This window comes from Paenibacillus sp. FSL M7-1455, from assembly GCF_038004655.1.
GTDB classification, from domain to species: domain Bacteria; phylum Bacillota; class Bacilli; order Paenibacillales; family Paenibacillaceae; genus Paenibacillus_AQ; species Paenibacillus_AQ cookii.
Genome location: NZ_JBBORO010000001.1, coordinates 3,974,625 through 3,990,871, shown reverse-complemented (window position 1 = coordinate 3,990,871; position 16,247 = coordinate 3,974,625). Strand labels below are relative to the sequence as shown.

Annotated in this window: 13 protein-coding genes; all 13 read left to right on the top strand. The window is 57.7% G+C overall.

Annotation, left to right across the window (positions count from 1 at the left end):
- Positions 1-211 precede the first annotated feature (211 nt).
- The gene (locus NYE48_RS18435) at positions 212-2,998 is read left to right on the top strand and encodes a calcium-translocating P-type ATPase, SERCA-type (RefSeq protein WP_340999656.1); all 2,787 of its coding nucleotides are present in this window, start codon (positions 212-214) and stop codon (positions 2,996-2,998) included.
- Positions 2,999-3,077: 79 nt separating this feature from the next.
- Positions 3,078-3,914 carry a diaminopimelate epimerase gene (gene dapF / locus NYE48_RS18430; protein WP_212947056.1) on the top strand — a complete coding sequence of 279 codons (837 nt, stop codon included), beginning with the start codon at positions 3,078-3,080 and terminating at the stop codon, positions 3,912-3,914.
- A 218-nt stretch (positions 3,915-4,132) separates the two neighbouring features.
- Entirely contained in the window at positions 4,133-6,004 is a 1,872-nt protein-coding gene (locus NYE48_RS18425) for a bifunctional homocysteine S-methyltransferase/methylenetetrahydrofolate reductase (protein ID WP_340999655.1), read from the top strand.
- A 38-nt stretch (positions 6,005-6,042) separates the two neighbouring features.
- A complete protein-coding gene (locus NYE48_RS18420; protein ID WP_036707681.1) occupies positions 6,043-6,939 on the top strand; it encodes a YicC/YloC family endoribonuclease in 897 nt (298 codons plus the stop codon).
- A gap of 58 nt (positions 6,940-6,997) precedes the next feature.
- Positions 6,998-7,258, top strand: coding sequence for an extracellular matrix/biofilm regulator RemA (gene remA, locus NYE48_RS18415; RefSeq protein ID WP_036707683.1), 261 nt, complete (start codon positions 6,998-7,000; stop codon positions 7,256-7,258).
- Positions 7,259-7,274: 16 nt separating this feature from the next.
- Complete coding sequence (gene gmk / locus NYE48_RS18410) at positions 7,275-7,847, top strand: guanylate kinase (RefSeq protein WP_036707686.1); 573 nt, start codon at positions 7,275-7,277, stop codon at positions 7,845-7,847.
- Positions 7,848-7,900: 53 nt separating this feature from the next.
- Positions 7,901-8,128, top strand: a complete 228-nt coding sequence (rpoZ, locus tag NYE48_RS18405) for a DNA-directed RNA polymerase subunit omega (RefSeq protein ID WP_036707689.1) — start codon at positions 7,901-7,903, stop codon at positions 8,126-8,128.
- A 274-nt stretch (positions 8,129-8,402) separates the two neighbouring features.
- The gene (coaBC, locus tag NYE48_RS18400; RefSeq protein WP_340999654.1) at positions 8,403-9,626 is read left to right on the top strand and encodes a bifunctional phosphopantothenoylcysteine decarboxylase/phosphopantothenate--cysteine ligase CoaBC; all 1,224 of its coding nucleotides are present in this window, start codon (positions 8,403-8,405) and stop codon (positions 9,624-9,626) included.
- Positions 9,623-12,166, top strand: coding sequence for a primosomal protein N' (gene priA, locus NYE48_RS18395; protein ID WP_340999653.1), 2,544 nt, complete (start codon positions 9,623-9,625; stop codon positions 12,164-12,166). The genes coaBC and priA overlap by 4 nt, the downstream gene beginning before the upstream one ends.
- 85 nt (positions 12,167-12,251) lie before the next feature.
- Positions 12,252-12,734, top strand: coding sequence for a peptide deformylase (gene def, locus NYE48_RS18390; RefSeq protein WP_339324180.1), 483 nt, complete (start codon positions 12,252-12,254; stop codon positions 12,732-12,734).
- A gap of 6 nt (positions 12,735-12,740) precedes the next feature.
- The gene (gene fmt / locus NYE48_RS18385) at positions 12,741-13,673 is read left to right on the top strand and encodes a methionyl-tRNA formyltransferase (RefSeq protein ID WP_340999652.1); all 933 of its coding nucleotides are present in this window, start codon (positions 12,741-12,743) and stop codon (positions 13,671-13,673) included.
- On the top strand, positions 13,670-15,043 hold the full coding sequence (rsmB, locus tag NYE48_RS18380) for a 16S rRNA (cytosine(967)-C(5))-methyltransferase RsmB (RefSeq protein ID WP_340999651.1): 1,374 nt from the start codon (positions 13,670-13,672) through the stop codon (positions 15,041-15,043). The genes fmt and rsmB overlap by 4 nt, the downstream gene beginning before the upstream one ends.
- 156 nt (positions 15,044-15,199) lie before the next feature.
- Positions 15,200-16,240: a 23S rRNA (adenine(2503)-C(2))-methyltransferase RlmN gene (rlmN, locus tag NYE48_RS18375; RefSeq protein ID WP_036707690.1), complete on the top strand. Its 1,041-nt coding sequence runs from the start codon at positions 15,200-15,202 to the stop codon at positions 16,238-16,240.
- Positions 16,241-16,247 lie beyond the last annotated feature (7 nt).

Sequence of the window (16,247 nt, the reverse complement as noted above, 5' to 3'; positions counted from 1 at the left end):
TTGCGTGATTCGGTACGGCCGATCGACGGATTGCCGCAAAATCCTCGTTTCAAAACCCGTCCTCTCTATGATGCCATAGTTTGCCCAAAAACTTAAGAGGCCGCTTCTGTGATATTTCAGGCCCTGTCCGAATACATTTACGTTAGAACAGGTGGAAAAGCTGTCGGCCACTTGCCGGCGGCAGCACAAAGAGCGGGAGGGAAAGGGAAGCATGGAACAAAAAGCATGGCATCAGATGAATGCCGAAGATCTGCAGCAGGTTCTGGGCGTCCAGCCGCAGAGCGGCCTGACGGAAGAACAGGCTGACGAGAGAAGGAAGCAGCACGGGAGCAACGAGCTGTCCGAGGGCAAAAAGATCTCTTTATTCGCGCTGTTTTTGAACCAGTTCAAGGATTTTATGGTACTGGTGCTGATGGGGGCCACGCTCGTGTCCGGCCTGTTGGGCGAATATCTGGATGCCGTTACGATTATTGCCATCATTTTGCTGAACGGGGTGCTGGGATTCGTCCAGGAATTCCGGGCCGAGCGTTCCCTGCGCGCGCTGAAGCAGCTGTCGGCCCCGTCCGCCAAAGTGCTCAGGGAAGGCAGGGTCGTCTCGATCCCTGCGAAAATGCTTGTGCCGGGCGACGTCATCCTGCTGGAGAGCGGCGACCGGGTTCCCGCGGACGTGCGGTGGCTTGAAACGAGCAGCTGCTACGTCGAGGAGTCGGCGCTGACGGGCGAATCGGTTCCGGTCGGCAAGCACAGCCAGGTCATATCGGAACCGGAGGTGCCCCTGGGCGACCAGAAAAACCTCGGTTTCATGGGCACGATGATGACCCGCGGCACGGCGAAAGGCATCGTCATCCGGACCGGCATGGATACGGAAATGGGCAAAATCGCGGACCTGATCCAAAATACCGACACTCAGCAAACGCCGCTGCAGCACCGGCTCGAGCAGCTCGGCAAACTGCTGATTATGCTGGCCTTGGGCTTGACCGTGATGGTCGTCGTGGCGGGCATTTTGCATGGACAGCCTGCCGTAGGCATGTTCCTCGCCGGCGTCAGCCTTGCCGTCGCCGCCATACCGGAGGGGCTGCCGGCCATCGTGACCGTCGCTTTGGCTCTCGGCGTGCAGCGCATGATCAAACGAAAGGCCATCGTCCGCAAGCTCCCTTCCGTGGAGACGCTGGGCTGCGCGTCCGTCATTTGTTCGGATAAGACAGGCACTTTGACCCAAAACAAAATGACCGTCACGCGGCTTTGGGTCGGCGGCCGGGATCTGGAAGTGACGGGAGACGGCTATGCGCCTACCGGCCAGATTCTCGAAAAGGGAAAAACCATCGACGTCCGCAACGATCAAGCCTTGCGCCGGCTGCTGCAAATCGGCGCGTTATGCAATAACGCGGAAATTTACGAGGTGCAGCAAACGGAGCCGAAAGGCAAACGGAAAGGAAAAGAGGAGCCTGCCGGCCCCGTTTGGGGGCTGAAAGGGGATCCGACCGAGGGCGCGCTCATCACGTTGTCCTCCAAAATGGGCATGACCCCGGAATCTTTGTCCGGTTTGTACAAGCGCGACCAGGAATTCCCTTTCGATTCCGAGCGCAAGCTGATGTCCGTCGTGGTCAGCCACCAGGGCGGCCGGCTGCTGTGCACGAAAGGGGCTCCGGACGTCCTCCTGAACCAGTGCGCTTACATATTATGGGAGGGCAACGTGGTGCCGTTCACCGCGACCTTGAAGCAAAAAGTGCTGGCGGCCAACGAACAGATGGCTTCGAACGCGCTGCGGGTGCTTGGAGCCGCTTACCGCGAAGTGCGGGCGCATGATTCGTTAAGCAGCGAAAAGGAAGCCGAAACCCAGCTCGTGTTCGTCGGTTTGGCCGGCATGATCGACCCGCCGCGCCGCGAGGTGCGCGACGCGATCAACACCTGCCGCCGCGCCGGCATCAAAACGGTCATGATTACCGGGGACCACGGCACGACGGCCGAAGCGATCGCGCATCAGCTCGGCATCATGCCCCGCGGCGGGCTGGCCATGTCCGGACAGGATCTGAACCGGATGGACGACGCGGAGCTGGATGCGAAAGTGGACAACATTTACGTCTATTCCCGCGTTTCGCCGGAGCATAAGCTGCGGATCGTCAAGTCGCTGCAGCGCAAAGGCCATGTCGTGGCCATGACGGGCGACGGCGTCAACGACGCCCCGGCGATCAAAGCCGCAGACATCGGCATCGCCATGGGCATTACGGGAACGGACGTGACGAAGGAAGCTTCGGCGCTCGTGCTGAGCGACGACAACTTCTCCACCATCGTGGCGGCCATCGAGGAAGGGCGGAGCATTTACGAAAATATACGCAAATTTATCCGCTACCTGCTGGCATCGAACGTCGGCGAAATTTTGACGATGTTTTTCGCGATGATGCTGGCGCTGCCGCTCCCGCTGCTCCCGATCCAGATTTTGTGGGTCAATCTGGTGACCGACGGCTTGCCGGCGATGGCGCTTGGCGTCGATCAGCCGGAGAAGGATTTGATGGAGCATAAACCGCGCGGCGCGAGAGAAAACATCTTCGCGCGGCGGCTCGGCTGGAAAATCATCAGCCGCGGCTTTTTGATCGGATTTTGCACGCTGGGCGCCTTCTGGCTGACGCTGCGGGTCGACCCGGGCAATGCCGGACAAATCGCCAAGGCGCAGTCCGTTGCGTTCGCGACGCTCGTTTTGGCGCAGCTCATCCATGTATTCGACTGCAGAAGCTCGCGGTCCATTTTCCACCGGAATCCGCTGCAAAACAAGTATTTGGTGCTGGCGGTGCTCTCTTCGGTCGTCCTGATGCTCGGCGTCATGTACATCGAAGCGCTGCAGCCGATTTTCAAAACGGTTCCGCTCGGGTTCCGCGAATGGTCCATCTCGATCGTGGCCGCAGGCATCCCGACCTTCCTGATGGGCGCTGGCAGCGTATGGGGCGGCCGGCGCTCGAAACGCAGACGTTTCGTGGCGAAAAGTACAAATATTTCGGCATAAAGTTTATACAATTCCGCCATGCCTTAAGCTATGCTTAGGAGCAGTAAAACAAGCAAAACTTAAGGAGTGGCACCATCCGATGGAATTTACGAAAATGCATGGTCTTGGCAATGACTTTATTGTGATATACGGCGAGCAGGCTCTTCCGGGCAATGCGGCGGAGCTTGCCGTCCAATGGTGCGACCGCTATTTCGGGATCGGAGCCGACGGGCTCGTCTACATCCTGCCGTCCGAGCGCGCCGATTACCGGATGAGGATCATCAATTCGGACGGAAGCGAGGCGGAGCAATGCGGCAACGCGATCCGCTGCGTGGCCAAATACGTTTACGACCACGGGTACGTCCAAAGGGAAGAAATTACGATCGAAACGCTCGGAGCCGGCGTGCAAAAGGTCGTCATCCAGGCGGAGAACGGCAGGGCCGCCACGGTAACCGTGGACATGGGCGAGCCGGTGCTGGACGGGCTGCAGATTCCGACCACGATCGACTCGACGCCGGTGGTGGACGTGCCGCTGGAGGCGGACGGGGAGACCTTCCGGTTTACGGCCGTCTCGATGGGCAATCCGCACTGCGTGATTTACGTCGAGGATGCGGTCCGTTTCGATCTCCACACCTGGGGGCCGAAGCTGGAAGTCCATCCGTATTTCCCGAAAAAAGTGAACGTCGAATTTGCGACCGTAGCGGACCGGAAAACGATCGACATGCGCGTTTGGGAGCGGGGAGCGGGTCCTACCCTTGCCTGCGGCACGGGAGCTTGCGCGACGCTCGTTTCTTCGGTGCTGAACGGGAAGACGGACCGCGAGGCGGAAGTGCGGTTGAAAGGCGGAAGCCTCTTCATCAAGTGGAATGAGGAGGACAACCGGATCTACATGACGGGTCCTGCCGCGTTCGTCTTTACGGGCGAAGTCTCGGCTTGATGCCGAAAACGATAGCCGAAAGCTTGCCGGAGCCCCGGGATGGGAGCCGCCGGCAAGCTTTTTTCTTTGAGGGCGCATCGATCGGATGCGCGATGCGCCGACAGCTTGCGTCCCGGCTTCAAGCGCCGTCCTCTTTTTTTGAATTCCCTGCGAACCAGTGGGAATTTGAAGGCATTTGTGATACATTAGATGAAAAATACGGGTTGGGGGAATAGTTGATGAAGCCGGATTTGCGAGTGGCATTGGACGATAAGGTGCTTGTCGGGGATGGAGCGATGGGCACGTTTCTATATCAAATGGGTTTTCCTGTGGGGATTTCATACGAGGAGCTGAACTTAACCTCTCCGGAGGTGATCCGGGACGTTCACCGGCGCTACGTTCAGGCGGGCGCGCAGGTGCTCGAGTCCAATACGTTTTCGGCCAATTACGATAAACTGTCCAAATACGGCCTGGAATCGAAGGTCAGCGAAATCAACCGGGCGGGCGTGCGGATTGCGCGCGAAGCGGCCGGCCCGGGCGGCTACGTCGTCGGGGCGGTCGGATCCATCCGCGGCGGCAAGCGGACGAATATTTCAAGCGGCGAACTCAAAAAGTATTTCGAGCAGCAGCTGCAGGCGCTCCTCGCCGAAGGCGTGGACGGCGTCATGCTCGAAACGTTCTACGACGTGGAGGAATTGGTGCTTGCCTTATCCATCACGCGCCGTTTAACCGACGTTCCCGTCATTTGCCAGTTTGCGGTCGAGGACGTCGCCAGAACCTTGGACGGCTACACGATGCCCGACGCTTTCCGGATCGTGCAGTCGGAAGGCGCCGACATCATCGGCTTTAACTGCCGCACCGGGCCGAACGGGATTCTGAGCGCGATTAAGGCGCTTGACGGCCGGCTCCCTGCGCCGGTGTCGGTTTACCCGAATGCGGGCGTCGCCGATTACGTGGACGGGGAATACCGCTACGGGGCGGGACCGGAATATTTCGGCCAGATGGCCGTCCAGTTTGCCGATTTCGGCGCCCGCATCATCGGCGGATGCTGCGGCACGACGCCGGCCCATATCGAAGCGATCGCCAAGGCGCTCGCGGAATACGTGCCGCAGCCGGCCGTGTACGAGCCTATTCCCGAGCCGGAGGCCCCGCTGACCGTTCGCGAACCGGAACCGGAAACGCCTTCGGGGAACCGCGAACCGAACCTGGTCGAATTGGCCAAGCAGCGCCACACGGTCATCGTCGAGCTTGATCCGCCGCGCGATCTGGACATTTCGAAATTCATGAAAGGCGCGCACCGGCTGAAAGAGGCCGGAGCCGATGCGCTTACGCTCGCGGACAATTCGCTTGCCGTGACGCGCATGAGCAACATGGCGCTCGGACATCTCGTCCAGGTTGAAACCGGGCTGCGCCCGCTTGTCCACATCGCTTGCCGCGACCGCAACCTGATCGGAACCCAGTCGCACATGATGGGGTTCGACGCCCTTGGCATTGACCATGTCCTGGCCGTGACCGGAGACCCTGCCCGCTTCGGGGATTTGCCCGGCTCCAGTTCGGTATACGACTTAACGTCGTTCGAAATCATCCGGATGATCAAGCAGTTGAACGAAGGCATCGCTTTCTCCGGCAAACCGCTGAAGCAAAAAGCGAAGTTCGTCGTGGGCGCCGCGTTTAACCCGCACGGCAAGCATCTGGACAAAGCGGTGGCCCGGCTGGAACGGAAAATCGCCGCAGGCGCGGACTATATCATGACCCAGCCGGTGTACGATCCGGAGCTGATCCGGGCGGTAGGCGAAGCCACGAAACATCTGGATACGCCGATCTTTATGGGAATCATGCCGCTGGCGAGCGGAAGAAACGCGGAATATTTGCACAACGAAGTGCCCGGCATTCAGCTTTCGGACGATGTCCGCAGCCGGATGGCCGGACTCGAAGGGGAAGAAGGCAGGGCGATGGGCGTTCAAATCGCGAAGGAGCTTCTCGACGTCGCGATGGATCATTTCAACGGGATCTATTTGATGACTCCGTTCATGTTGTATGAAATGAGCGCCCAGCTGATCGAGCACGTATGGGCAAGATCCGGCCGCCAATTGTCCCCCTTGTTTCGTTGATCGTAATCAATTACAATAGTGTAATGGATGTGGTGCCGATGTCTTTTAGCATGACCGGATACGGTCGATCTGCCCTTCAGCATGGAGGGCATAAAGTGGTATTTGAAGTGAAGTCCGTCAATCACCGCTACTGCGAAGTCGTGCTTCGTCTGCCGCGTGAGTGGACTTGCTTCGAGGACGCTTTGCGGAGAACGGTGCAGCAATACGTCAAGCGCGGGCGCGTCGATGTGTTCGTCACGAAGGAAGAGGGCGACGATCATGCTCCGCATGCCTTGCTTAACGAACATGCCGTGAAGATGTACTTGAAGGCGGCGCAGGATCTTTCACAGCGTTACGGCCTCGACGGCGAACTGACTGTGAAGGATTTGTTGTCTCTGCCCGACGTTTGGATATCGCCCGAGCACGGAGCCTCGCCGGGTGAACCCGACGTGGACGAGTGGGGGCCGGTTCTCGAAAAGGGACTGCGGGCCGCTTTGGAAGGACTTGCGGCGATGCGAAGCATGGAAGGCAAACATTTGGCGGCGGACGTGGAGCAGCGCTTAAGCAAGCTTCAGGCCCTGCACGCCGAAATGCTGCAGCTGGCGCCTACAGTAGTCGAGGATTACCGCAATAAGCTCAAACAAAGGCTGTCTGATCTTAATGACGGTTCGTTTGCCTTTGATGAACATAAATTTGGCATGGAAATTGCAATTTTCGCAGACCGTTCCAATATAGACGAGGAATTGATACGTCTGCAGAGCCATTTTGAGCAATGCAAGGGTTTGCTTCGTGCGGATGAACCGGTCGGAAGAAAACTGGATTTTCTGATTCAGGAAATGAACAGGGAAGTCAATACGATTGGATCGAAGGCCAATCATCTGACTCTGGTAAACCGTGTTGTCGAAATGAAGGCGGAGCTGGAAAAAATTCGCGAACAATTGGCCAATATAGAATAAAAGGCGCTTTCGACATAAAACAGACAAGAGTCAAATGTATAGGGGGAAGAACCTGATTATGGCAATCAAACTCATTAACATCGGCTTCGGGAATATTGTATCGGCTAACCGAATCATTTCCATTGTAAGCCCTGAATCAGCACCCATTAAACGAATCATTCAGGAAGCGAGAGACCGTCATATGTTGATCGACGCGACATACGGACGCCGGACCCGTGCCGTAATCATTACGGACAGCGATCATGTCATCCTGTCCGCCGTACAGCCCGAAACGGTGGCTCACCGTCTGTCCAGCAAAGACGACGATCATGACGAATAACGAGTTGGGGAGTATTATGTCAAAAGGATTATTGTTTGTATTGTCCGGACCATCCGGAGTTGGAAAAGGAACCGTCTGTACCGCGCTGAGAGGCAAACTTCCGGAACTTGTGTACTCCGTTTCGGCCACGACCCGGAGCCCGCGGCTCGGCGAGGAAGACGGAGTGAATTATTTTTTCAAAACCCGCGAGCAGTTTATGAATATGATGCAAAACAACGAGCTGCTGGAATATGCTGAATACGTAGGGAACTATTACGGCACTCCGCGCGATTTCGTGGAAAAAACGCTCGAGAGCGGCAAGGACATTATTTTGGAGATCGAGGTGCAGGGCGCGCTGCAGGTGAAAGAGAAATTCCCCCAAGGCGTCTTTATTTTCCTGCTGCCGCCGTCCCTGGACGAGTTGAAAGACCGTATCGTGGGCCGCGGCACGGAGAACCAGGCGACGATCGACCACCGGATGTCGGTGGCGGTTGACGAAATCGGCCTGATGGAGCATTATGACTATGCCGTCGTCAACGACGAGATCGATTCCGCATGCAAGCGAATAGAATCCATTATCGTAGCCGAACATTGTAAGGTGAAGCGGTAGGGACTAACGGCTTGCAACATATTTTACTTTGGACAAAAAGAGGTGGCAGTAACGTGTTGTATCCTTCGATTGATGAAATGATGAACAAAGTCGACAGCAAGTATTCGCTGGTGGTCGCTGCATCGAGACGCGCCAGACAGCTGCGCGAGGGAGAAAAAACCGAACTGAAAAACCCGCGCTCCCATAAGTTCGTGGGCGTGGCGCTTGAGGAAATCTACAACGACCTGATCAAGATCGTGCCTGAGCCCGAAGCCGAAAAGGACGAAATCAAAAAACCTTAAGGCCCAAGGGACGCATGGAACGAAGTCGGCCTTCAGCGGTTGCTTCAATTCAATCTATAACCGAAGGGGGAGACGGCATGTTCTCCTGACCTTCGCGTCCATAGACACGGGAACGAATACAACCGCAAGGTTGTATTTTTTTTAAGAACCCTCATGAGCGGTCTTCATACAACTGCAATTGGAACCCCGCAAAGGATAGGAACAAGATTGGCATACAGTCTCCGCTTTGTGGGGATGTTTTTTCTCTATTCCGAAGCGAAAGAAGGCGGTTAACATGTTAAACAGAAAAACGATCGTGCTGGGCGTTACCGGCGGGATTGCGGCTTATAAGGCGGCAAGCCTGTGCAGCAAGCTGGTCCAAAAAGGAGCGGACGTGCATGTCATCATGACATCCTCGGCCAAGCAATTCATCACGGAGCTGACGCTGCAAAGCTTGTCCAAAAACGCGGTGTTCAGCGATACGTTCGACGAAAGGGATCCGGCGGTCGTATCGCACATCCGTTTGGCGGATGCGGCCGATCTGGTGCTGATCGCACCGGCAACGGCCAACATGATCGGCAAGATGGCCCACGGTCTGGCGGACGACATGCTGTCGACGACGCTTCTCGCAACGACTGCGCCGGTCATGCTTGCACCGGCAATGAATGTACATATGTACGGGCATCCTGCCGTTCAGGAAAACATGAAAACGTTGGAGCGGCGGGGCGTCATGATGATCGAACCCGGGGAAGGGCTGCTTGCCTGCGGTTACGTCGGCAAAGGGCGGATGGAAGAGCCGGAAAGCATCGTGGCCGTGGTGGAGAAATATTTTGCGGACAAGGAGCAGGCTGGGCCCGGTCTTTTGCAGGGGAAAAAGGTCGTCGTGACTTCAGGGGGGACGATCGAACGCATTGACCCCGTCCGTTATATCACCAACGATTCCTCGGGAAAAATGGGATTTGCGATCGCCGAGGCCGCGCGCGCGATGGGAGCCGACGTGCGTTTGATCTACGGGCGGACCGACGTGGCGCCTCCGGCGGGGATCGATGCCGAACACGTCCAGTCCGCGGAAGAGATGTACCAGGCCGTGCTGAAGCATTTTCCGGATAGCGACCTGGTCATCAAAGCCGCCGCGGTGGCGGACTACCGTCCGGCGGTAGCGGCGAGCAGCAAAATCAAGAAAAAAGGCGACACGATGACGCTGGAGCTCGTGAAAACGGTGGACATTCTGGAAACGCTCGGCAAAAGCAAAACCCATCAGTTTTTGATCGGGTTTGCCGCGGAAACCCATGACGTCGAAGCGTATGCCAAGGATAAGCTGCGCCGGAAACATTGCGACCTGATCGTCGCCAATGACGTGACGGCGGAAGGGGCGGGCTTCCGTTCGGATACCAACATCGTACAGGTTTTTGATGCGGACGGGTTGGTCGAAAAGATGCCGGTCATGACCAAAAACGAAGTGGCGCGGAGGCTGCTCGCGATTGCGGCCGAGCGGATGAGTGAAGCGGGGAACCGATGATGCTTCCGCAAGTGGCAAAAGTCATCGTCGATGTGCCGGTGAAGGATACGGACCGTCCGTTCGACTATTTGATTCCGGAATCGATGCGGTCGTGGCTTGAGATCGGGAGCCGGGTCGGGGTTCCGTTCGGCCACAGGACGGTTCAGGGGTTCGTGGTCGATCTGCAGGATCGGCCTTCGCCCGGCGGAATGCGCCTGAAAAACATCCAGGAGGTTCTGGACGTCGTGCCTCCGTTGTCTCCCGAACTCGTCAAGCTTGCGGAATGGATGAGCCAAAAATACGCCTGCCGTTTCATTACCGCGCTTCAGGTCATGGTGCCGACGGCGCTGAAGGGCAAGGCGGAGCGGTACATCTCGCTTGGGGATCCGGAAGGGCAACCGGAGGAAGAGGACGAGTATTCGCTGGTGCGTGTCGTCGCCGAACCGACGGAAGAAGCAAAAACGATCATGGCCTACGTCGCGCAAAAGGGAGAGGTGCCGGCCCAGCAGCTCAGCCGCATCTTCCCGGATAGCGCCGAAACGATCAAATCGCTGCTGCGAAAAGGAATTTTGCAGGAGAATCAGAGCATCAAGGACAAGCTGCAAAAGAAAATGCTCAAAGCGGTCGACCTCGCCGTCGATCCGGACGAGGCGTTGGCGGCGCTCCCGCAATTTCCGGCCAAGGCGCAGCGGCAGCGGGAAGTGCTGCAGTTTATTCTCGAGATGAAGGAACTGCTCCCCCTTCCGCTTAAAGAGGTGCTTAAGGCGCTTCAGGTCTCGGCGGCCACCGTCAAGGGGCTTGCGGACAAGGGATTCGTTGCGATCGAGGAGATGGAGGTGTTCCGCGATCCGTATCGCGGACGCCGCTTCAAGCCGACGGAACCGCTTCGCCTGAACGACGAGCAGCAGCACGCGTATGACCGGATCGTCGACTCGCTGGATGCACGACGCCACGGGGTTTTCCTTTTGCACGGCGTCACCGGCAGCGGCAAAACCGAAATTTATTTGCAGACGATCCAGCACTGCATCGAACAGGACCGGCAGGCCATCGTCCTTGTCCCCGAAATTTCGTTGACGCCCCAAATGGTGGAACGGTTCAAGGGTCGCTTCGGCGACCAGGTCGCCGTCATGCACAGCCGCCTCTCCGGCGGCGAGCGTTACGACGAGTGGCGGAAAATACGCGAGGGCAAAGTCAAGGTAGCGATCGGGGCGCGTTCCGCCATTTTTGCGCCGTTCGACCGGATCGGCCTGATCATTATGGACGAAGAGCATGAGACGTCTTATAAGCAGGAGGAAAGTCCCAAATACCACGCGCGGGACGTCGCGGTCAAAAGGGCCCGGCAATATGGGGCCGCCGTCGTGTTGGGATCGGCGACGCCGTCGCTCGAAAGTTATCATGCCGCCCGGTCCCGGGCGAACGACGAGTTTGCGCCCATGCTGCTGGAAATGAAGCGGCGGGCGCTCGGCAACGAACTGCCGGCGGTGCAAATCGTCGACATGCGGGAAGAGCTGAAGGAGGGCAACCGCTCCATGTTCAGCCGCTCCCTGCATCAGGCGATCGAAACCCGGCTCCAGCGCGGGGAGCAGATTGTGCTGCTCCTCAACCGGCGCGGCTATTCGACCTTCGTCATGTGCCGCAGCTGCGGTTACGTGGCGGGTTGTCCCGAATGCGACATATCCCTTACCTACCATCAAAAATCGAATAATCTCCGCTGCCATTACTGCGGTTACGCGGAGCCCGCGCCGTCCGTCTGCCCGGAATGCGGAAGCGAACACATCCGTTATTTCGGGACCGGCACGCAGCGGGTCGAAGAGGAACTGGCCAAACTGTTCCCCGGCATCCGGGTCATCCGGATGGACGTCGACACGACGACGGAAAAAGGATCGCACGAAAAGCTGCTGAAGCAGTTCCGCGACAAAAAAGCCGACGTCCTGCTCGGCACCCAAATGGTCGCGAAAGGGCTGGATTTTCCGGACGTGACGCTCGTTGGCGTCATTACCGCGGATTCGGCGCTCAATCTTCCCGATTTCCGGGCGGGGGAAAAAACGTTCCAGCTGCTGACGCAAGTCGCGGGCAGGGCGGGAAGGCACCAGCTGAAAGGGGAGGTGCTGATCCAGTCCTACACGCCGGACCATTATTCGATCATCCATGCCAGCGGCCATGATTATCTGGCTTTCGTCAGGGATGAGCTAAAGCACCGCCGCAACCTGCATTATCCGCCGTATTGCCGGCTGATCCTGATCACGCTGACGCATGAGCAGCTGCCGCTTTTGGTGCGCATGGCGGAAAACATGGTATCTGTGCTTCAGGGAAAAGCAAGGCAGCGCGGCTGGTTCGGCAGCCTGGACCGGCTGACCGCCGACGCGTTTGACGTGCTGGGACCGGTGGCTTCCCCCATTCCGAGGATAAAAAATAGATACAGGTTTCAATGTATGGTAAAATGGCGTGGGAATATCGATGCCGTCGGCCTCGTCCGCGAATCGGCCGAGCAGCTGGAAGAGACGGCGCATAACCAGCAGCTGCAGATCAGCATTGACGTAGACCCGCAAATGCTGATGTAATCGGCGCGGCATAACGTTGAAAGCGAAATGAAAACCATTAGGATCACAAGATCCGTACATGAATAAGCATAAGGAAGGTGTCATCATGGCAATCCGCATTATCGTAAAAGAACCCGATGCCGTGCTCCATAAAACGGCAAAAGAAGTAAAAGAGATCACCCCGAACGTAAAAAAACTATTAAACGATATGGCTGATACGATGTACGACGCGGAAGGCGTAGGCCTTGCGGCGCCGCAGGTGGGCATTCTGAAACGCCTGATCGTCGTGGACGTGGGCGACGAACACGGCTTGATCAAGATGGTCAATCCGGTCATCGTCGAAAAGGAAGGCGAGCAATTCGGACCGGAGGGCTGCCTGAGCATTCCGGGCTACAACGGCGACGTTCGCCGCGCCGAGAAGGTGACGGTCAAAGGGCTGGACGAAAACGGCAACGAAATCACGATTACGGGCACGGGGCTTTTATCCCGCTGCTTCCAGCATGAGATCGACCATCTGGATGGCGTTTTGTTTACGGACATCGCCGAAAAAGTGTACGAATACGTGCCTGAACGTTCCGGAAGGGAGTAATGCTTCATGAATATCGTATTCATGGGGACGCCGGCTTTTGCCGTTCCCAGCCTGCGAATGCTGCTTAGCGAGGGATACAACGTCGTTGCCGTGGTCACCCAGCCGGATCGGCCCCAGGGGCGCAAAAAAGTGCTGACGCCTACGCCGGTCAAGGAAGTCGCTTTGGAACACGGCATTCCCGTGCTGCAGCCTCAGCGCATGCGCAGCCCCGAAGCGGTCGCGGAGCTTGCGGCCTACAAGCCGGATTTGATCGTTACGGCCGCCTACGGCCAAATCCTTCCGAAAAGCGTGCTGGATCTTCCGGCGAACGGCTGCGTGAACGTGCACGGATCGCTTCTTCCCAAATACCGGGGAGGGGCTCCGATCCAGCGCTGCATCATCAACGGCGAAACCGAAACGGGAATCACGCTGATGTATATGGCCGAAGGCCTCGATACCGGGGACATGATTGCCCAGGTCAAAGTGGCGATCGACGAGGAGGACACGTCCGGCACGTTGTTCGAGAAGCTCAGCCTTGCGGGCGCGGAGCTGCTCAAAGAACAAATGCCGCGGCTGGCAAACGGCCGCGTCGAAGCCGAAAAGCAGGACGAGAGTCTCGCGACGTACGCGCCGAACTTGAAACGCGAAGACGAAAAAATCGATTGGAGCGCCTCCACGCGCGATATATACAACCAAATCCGCGGGCTGGTGCCTTTTTCCGGCGGCTTTGCCTTGTGGAACGGCGAGGTGTTTAAGGTGTGGGCTTCCCGGAAGGCCGACAAGGCGTCGAAGGACGCCGCTCCGGGAACGGTGCTGCAGCTTGCCGAGCAGGGAATCGAGGTTAAAACCGGAGATGGCTCCCTGTGGCTGACGCGGGTGCAGCCAAGCGGCAAAAAGCAGATGGATGCCGCAGAATTCGCGCGCGGCAAAACGATGGCGCCGGGGACGGTGTTGACGTGAGTGCAGGAAAACGTCAGGGCAAGCCCGCCGCTTCGGCGCGGGAGGTTGCCCTTGATGTGCTGACGCGGGTCGAAGAAAACAAAGCCTACAGCAATTTGCAGCTGAATTCGGCCCTGCAGCGGGCTTCTTTGCCGCGCGAGGATGCAGGGCTGGCGACGGAGCTGGTCTACGGGACGATTTCCCGTCTGAATACGCTGGACTATTTTTTGGAACGGTTCGTCACGAAAGGCATCCAGAAGCTGCAGCCGTGGGTCCGGAATTTGCTCCGGCTGAGCTTGTACCAGCTGATGTACCTGGACCGCATTCCTCCCCACGCCGCCGTAAACGAGGCGGTCAATCTGGCCAAGCGCCGGGGACATCAAGGAATATCCGGCATGGTGAACGGGGTGCTTCGCAGCGTCCTGCGCAGCAAAGACGAGCTGGTCCTGCCAAGCGGCCTGCCGCCGGCGGAGCGCATTGCGCTTGAGCATTCCCATCCGCTTTGGCTGGTGGAACGTTGGATCGACGAATACGGGGAAGGCGCCGCCGAAGCCATATGCCGCGCGAACAACGAACCGCCCGCGGTAAGCGTGCGGGTGAACACGACCATGATCAGCCGCGAAGGCATGCTGGCCGAGCTGGAACAAGCGGGCGTAAAAGCCGCTCCATCGGCCCTTTCCCCGGAAGGCATCCTGGTCTACGGCGGCGGCAACATGGCCCTGACGGACTGGTACCGGGACGGCCAAATTTCGATCCAGGACGAAAGTTCGATGCTGGTCGCCGGCGCCGTCGCTCCCGAACCGGGGATGCGGGTGCTCGATTGCTGCGCCGCTCCGGGCGGAAAAACGGCCCATATGGCCGAGCTGATGAAGGACCGGGGCGAAATCGTGGCCAACGAGCTGCATGAGCATAAGCGGAAGCTGATCGAAGCCCAGGCGGAAAGGCTCGGTTTAGGAAGCATCCAGGCGGTGACGGGCGATGCGCTCGAGCTCGCCCGGCGTTATCCCGCGGATTCCTTCGACCGGATTTTGCTTGATGCCCCTTGCTCGGGACTTGGCGTCATCCGGCGCAAGCCCGATTTGAAGTGGACCAAAACCCCGGACGACATCGGCGAAATCGCCGCCCTGCAGCGGAAGCTGCTAGATTCGGTTTCCTCCCTGCTGCGCGTCGGAGGCATCATGGTATACAGCACCTGCACGATCGGACGGGAAGAAAACGAACAAGTGGTCCGCCATTTTTTGGACACCCATCCGGGGTTCGGGCTGCCGGAGGATTCCGGCGGGACTTGGGGCAAGCTGCATTCGGACGCCGAAGGGGCTGGCGTGCAGATCATGCCTCAGGATTACGGCAGCGACGGTTTTTATATCGCGAGAATCCGGAGATTCTTTTAAACTGTAAAATCGCAAGGTATAAAGAGATGGTACAGCCTATTGATCCCGCTCGGCCTAAGCTTGGCGGGTTTCTCTTTTACCGCTACTTTTATTTGTGTTAAAATAGGAAGAATGAGAAACAATATGCATATGAATGATAAAGACAGGTGTGGTGAAATGAAGCCTTTTATATACGATTTGAACCTGGACGACCTCCAGGAATGGGCCAAGGAAAACGGCGAACCCGCGTTTCGCGCCGGCCAGATTTTTGATTGGCTTTACGTGAAAAGGGTGAATAACTTTCAGGAAATGACCAATTTGTCCAAGGAGCTTCGCGCGAAGCTGGAGGATCAGTTCGAATTCGTGACGCTCAAGGAGATTACCAAGCTGGAGTCCAAAGATGGAACGGTCAAGTTCCTGTTCGGCCTCCACGACGACCATGCGATCGAGACGGTCATCATGAAGCATAACTACGGCAACAGCATTTGCGTGACGACCCAGGTCGGCTGCCGCATCGGCTGCACGTTTTGCGCTTCGACCTTGGGCGGTCTCAAGCGGAACCTGACGGCCGGCGAAATCGTCGCCCAGGTGGTTCAGGCCCAAAAAATACTGGACGAAAAAGGCGAACGCGTCAGCAGCATCGTCATTATGGGCTCCGGGGAGCCGTTCGAAAACTACGAGGCCACGATGAAGTTCCTTCGGATCATGATCCACGAAAAAGGGCTGAACATCGGCCAGCGCCATATTACGGTGTCGACGAGCGGCATCGTGCCGAACATTTACAAGTTTGCGAATGAGGATACCCAGATCAATCTGGCCATTTCCATCCATGCCCCGAACGACATGCTGCGCTCCAAGCTGATGCCGGTCAACCGCCGGTATCCTTTCGAGGACGTCATGGAGGCGCTGCGGTATTACCTCGCGAAAACCGGCCGCCGCATCACGTTCGAATACGCCCTGATCGGCGGCGTCAACGACCAGCCGGAGCATGCGGCCGAGCTGGCGAGCGTGCTGAAGGACATGCTGTGCCACGTGAACCTGATTCCGGTCAACCACGTGCCTGAACGCAAGTACGTCCGTACCTCGCGCAACGACATTTTCAAGTTTCAAAGAGTACTCGCGGAAAACGGGGTCAATGTAACGATCAGACGGGAGCAAGGCCACGATATCGCGGCTGCATGCGGACAACTGCGTGCGAAGCATATGGAGTTGAGGTGAGTGAAAC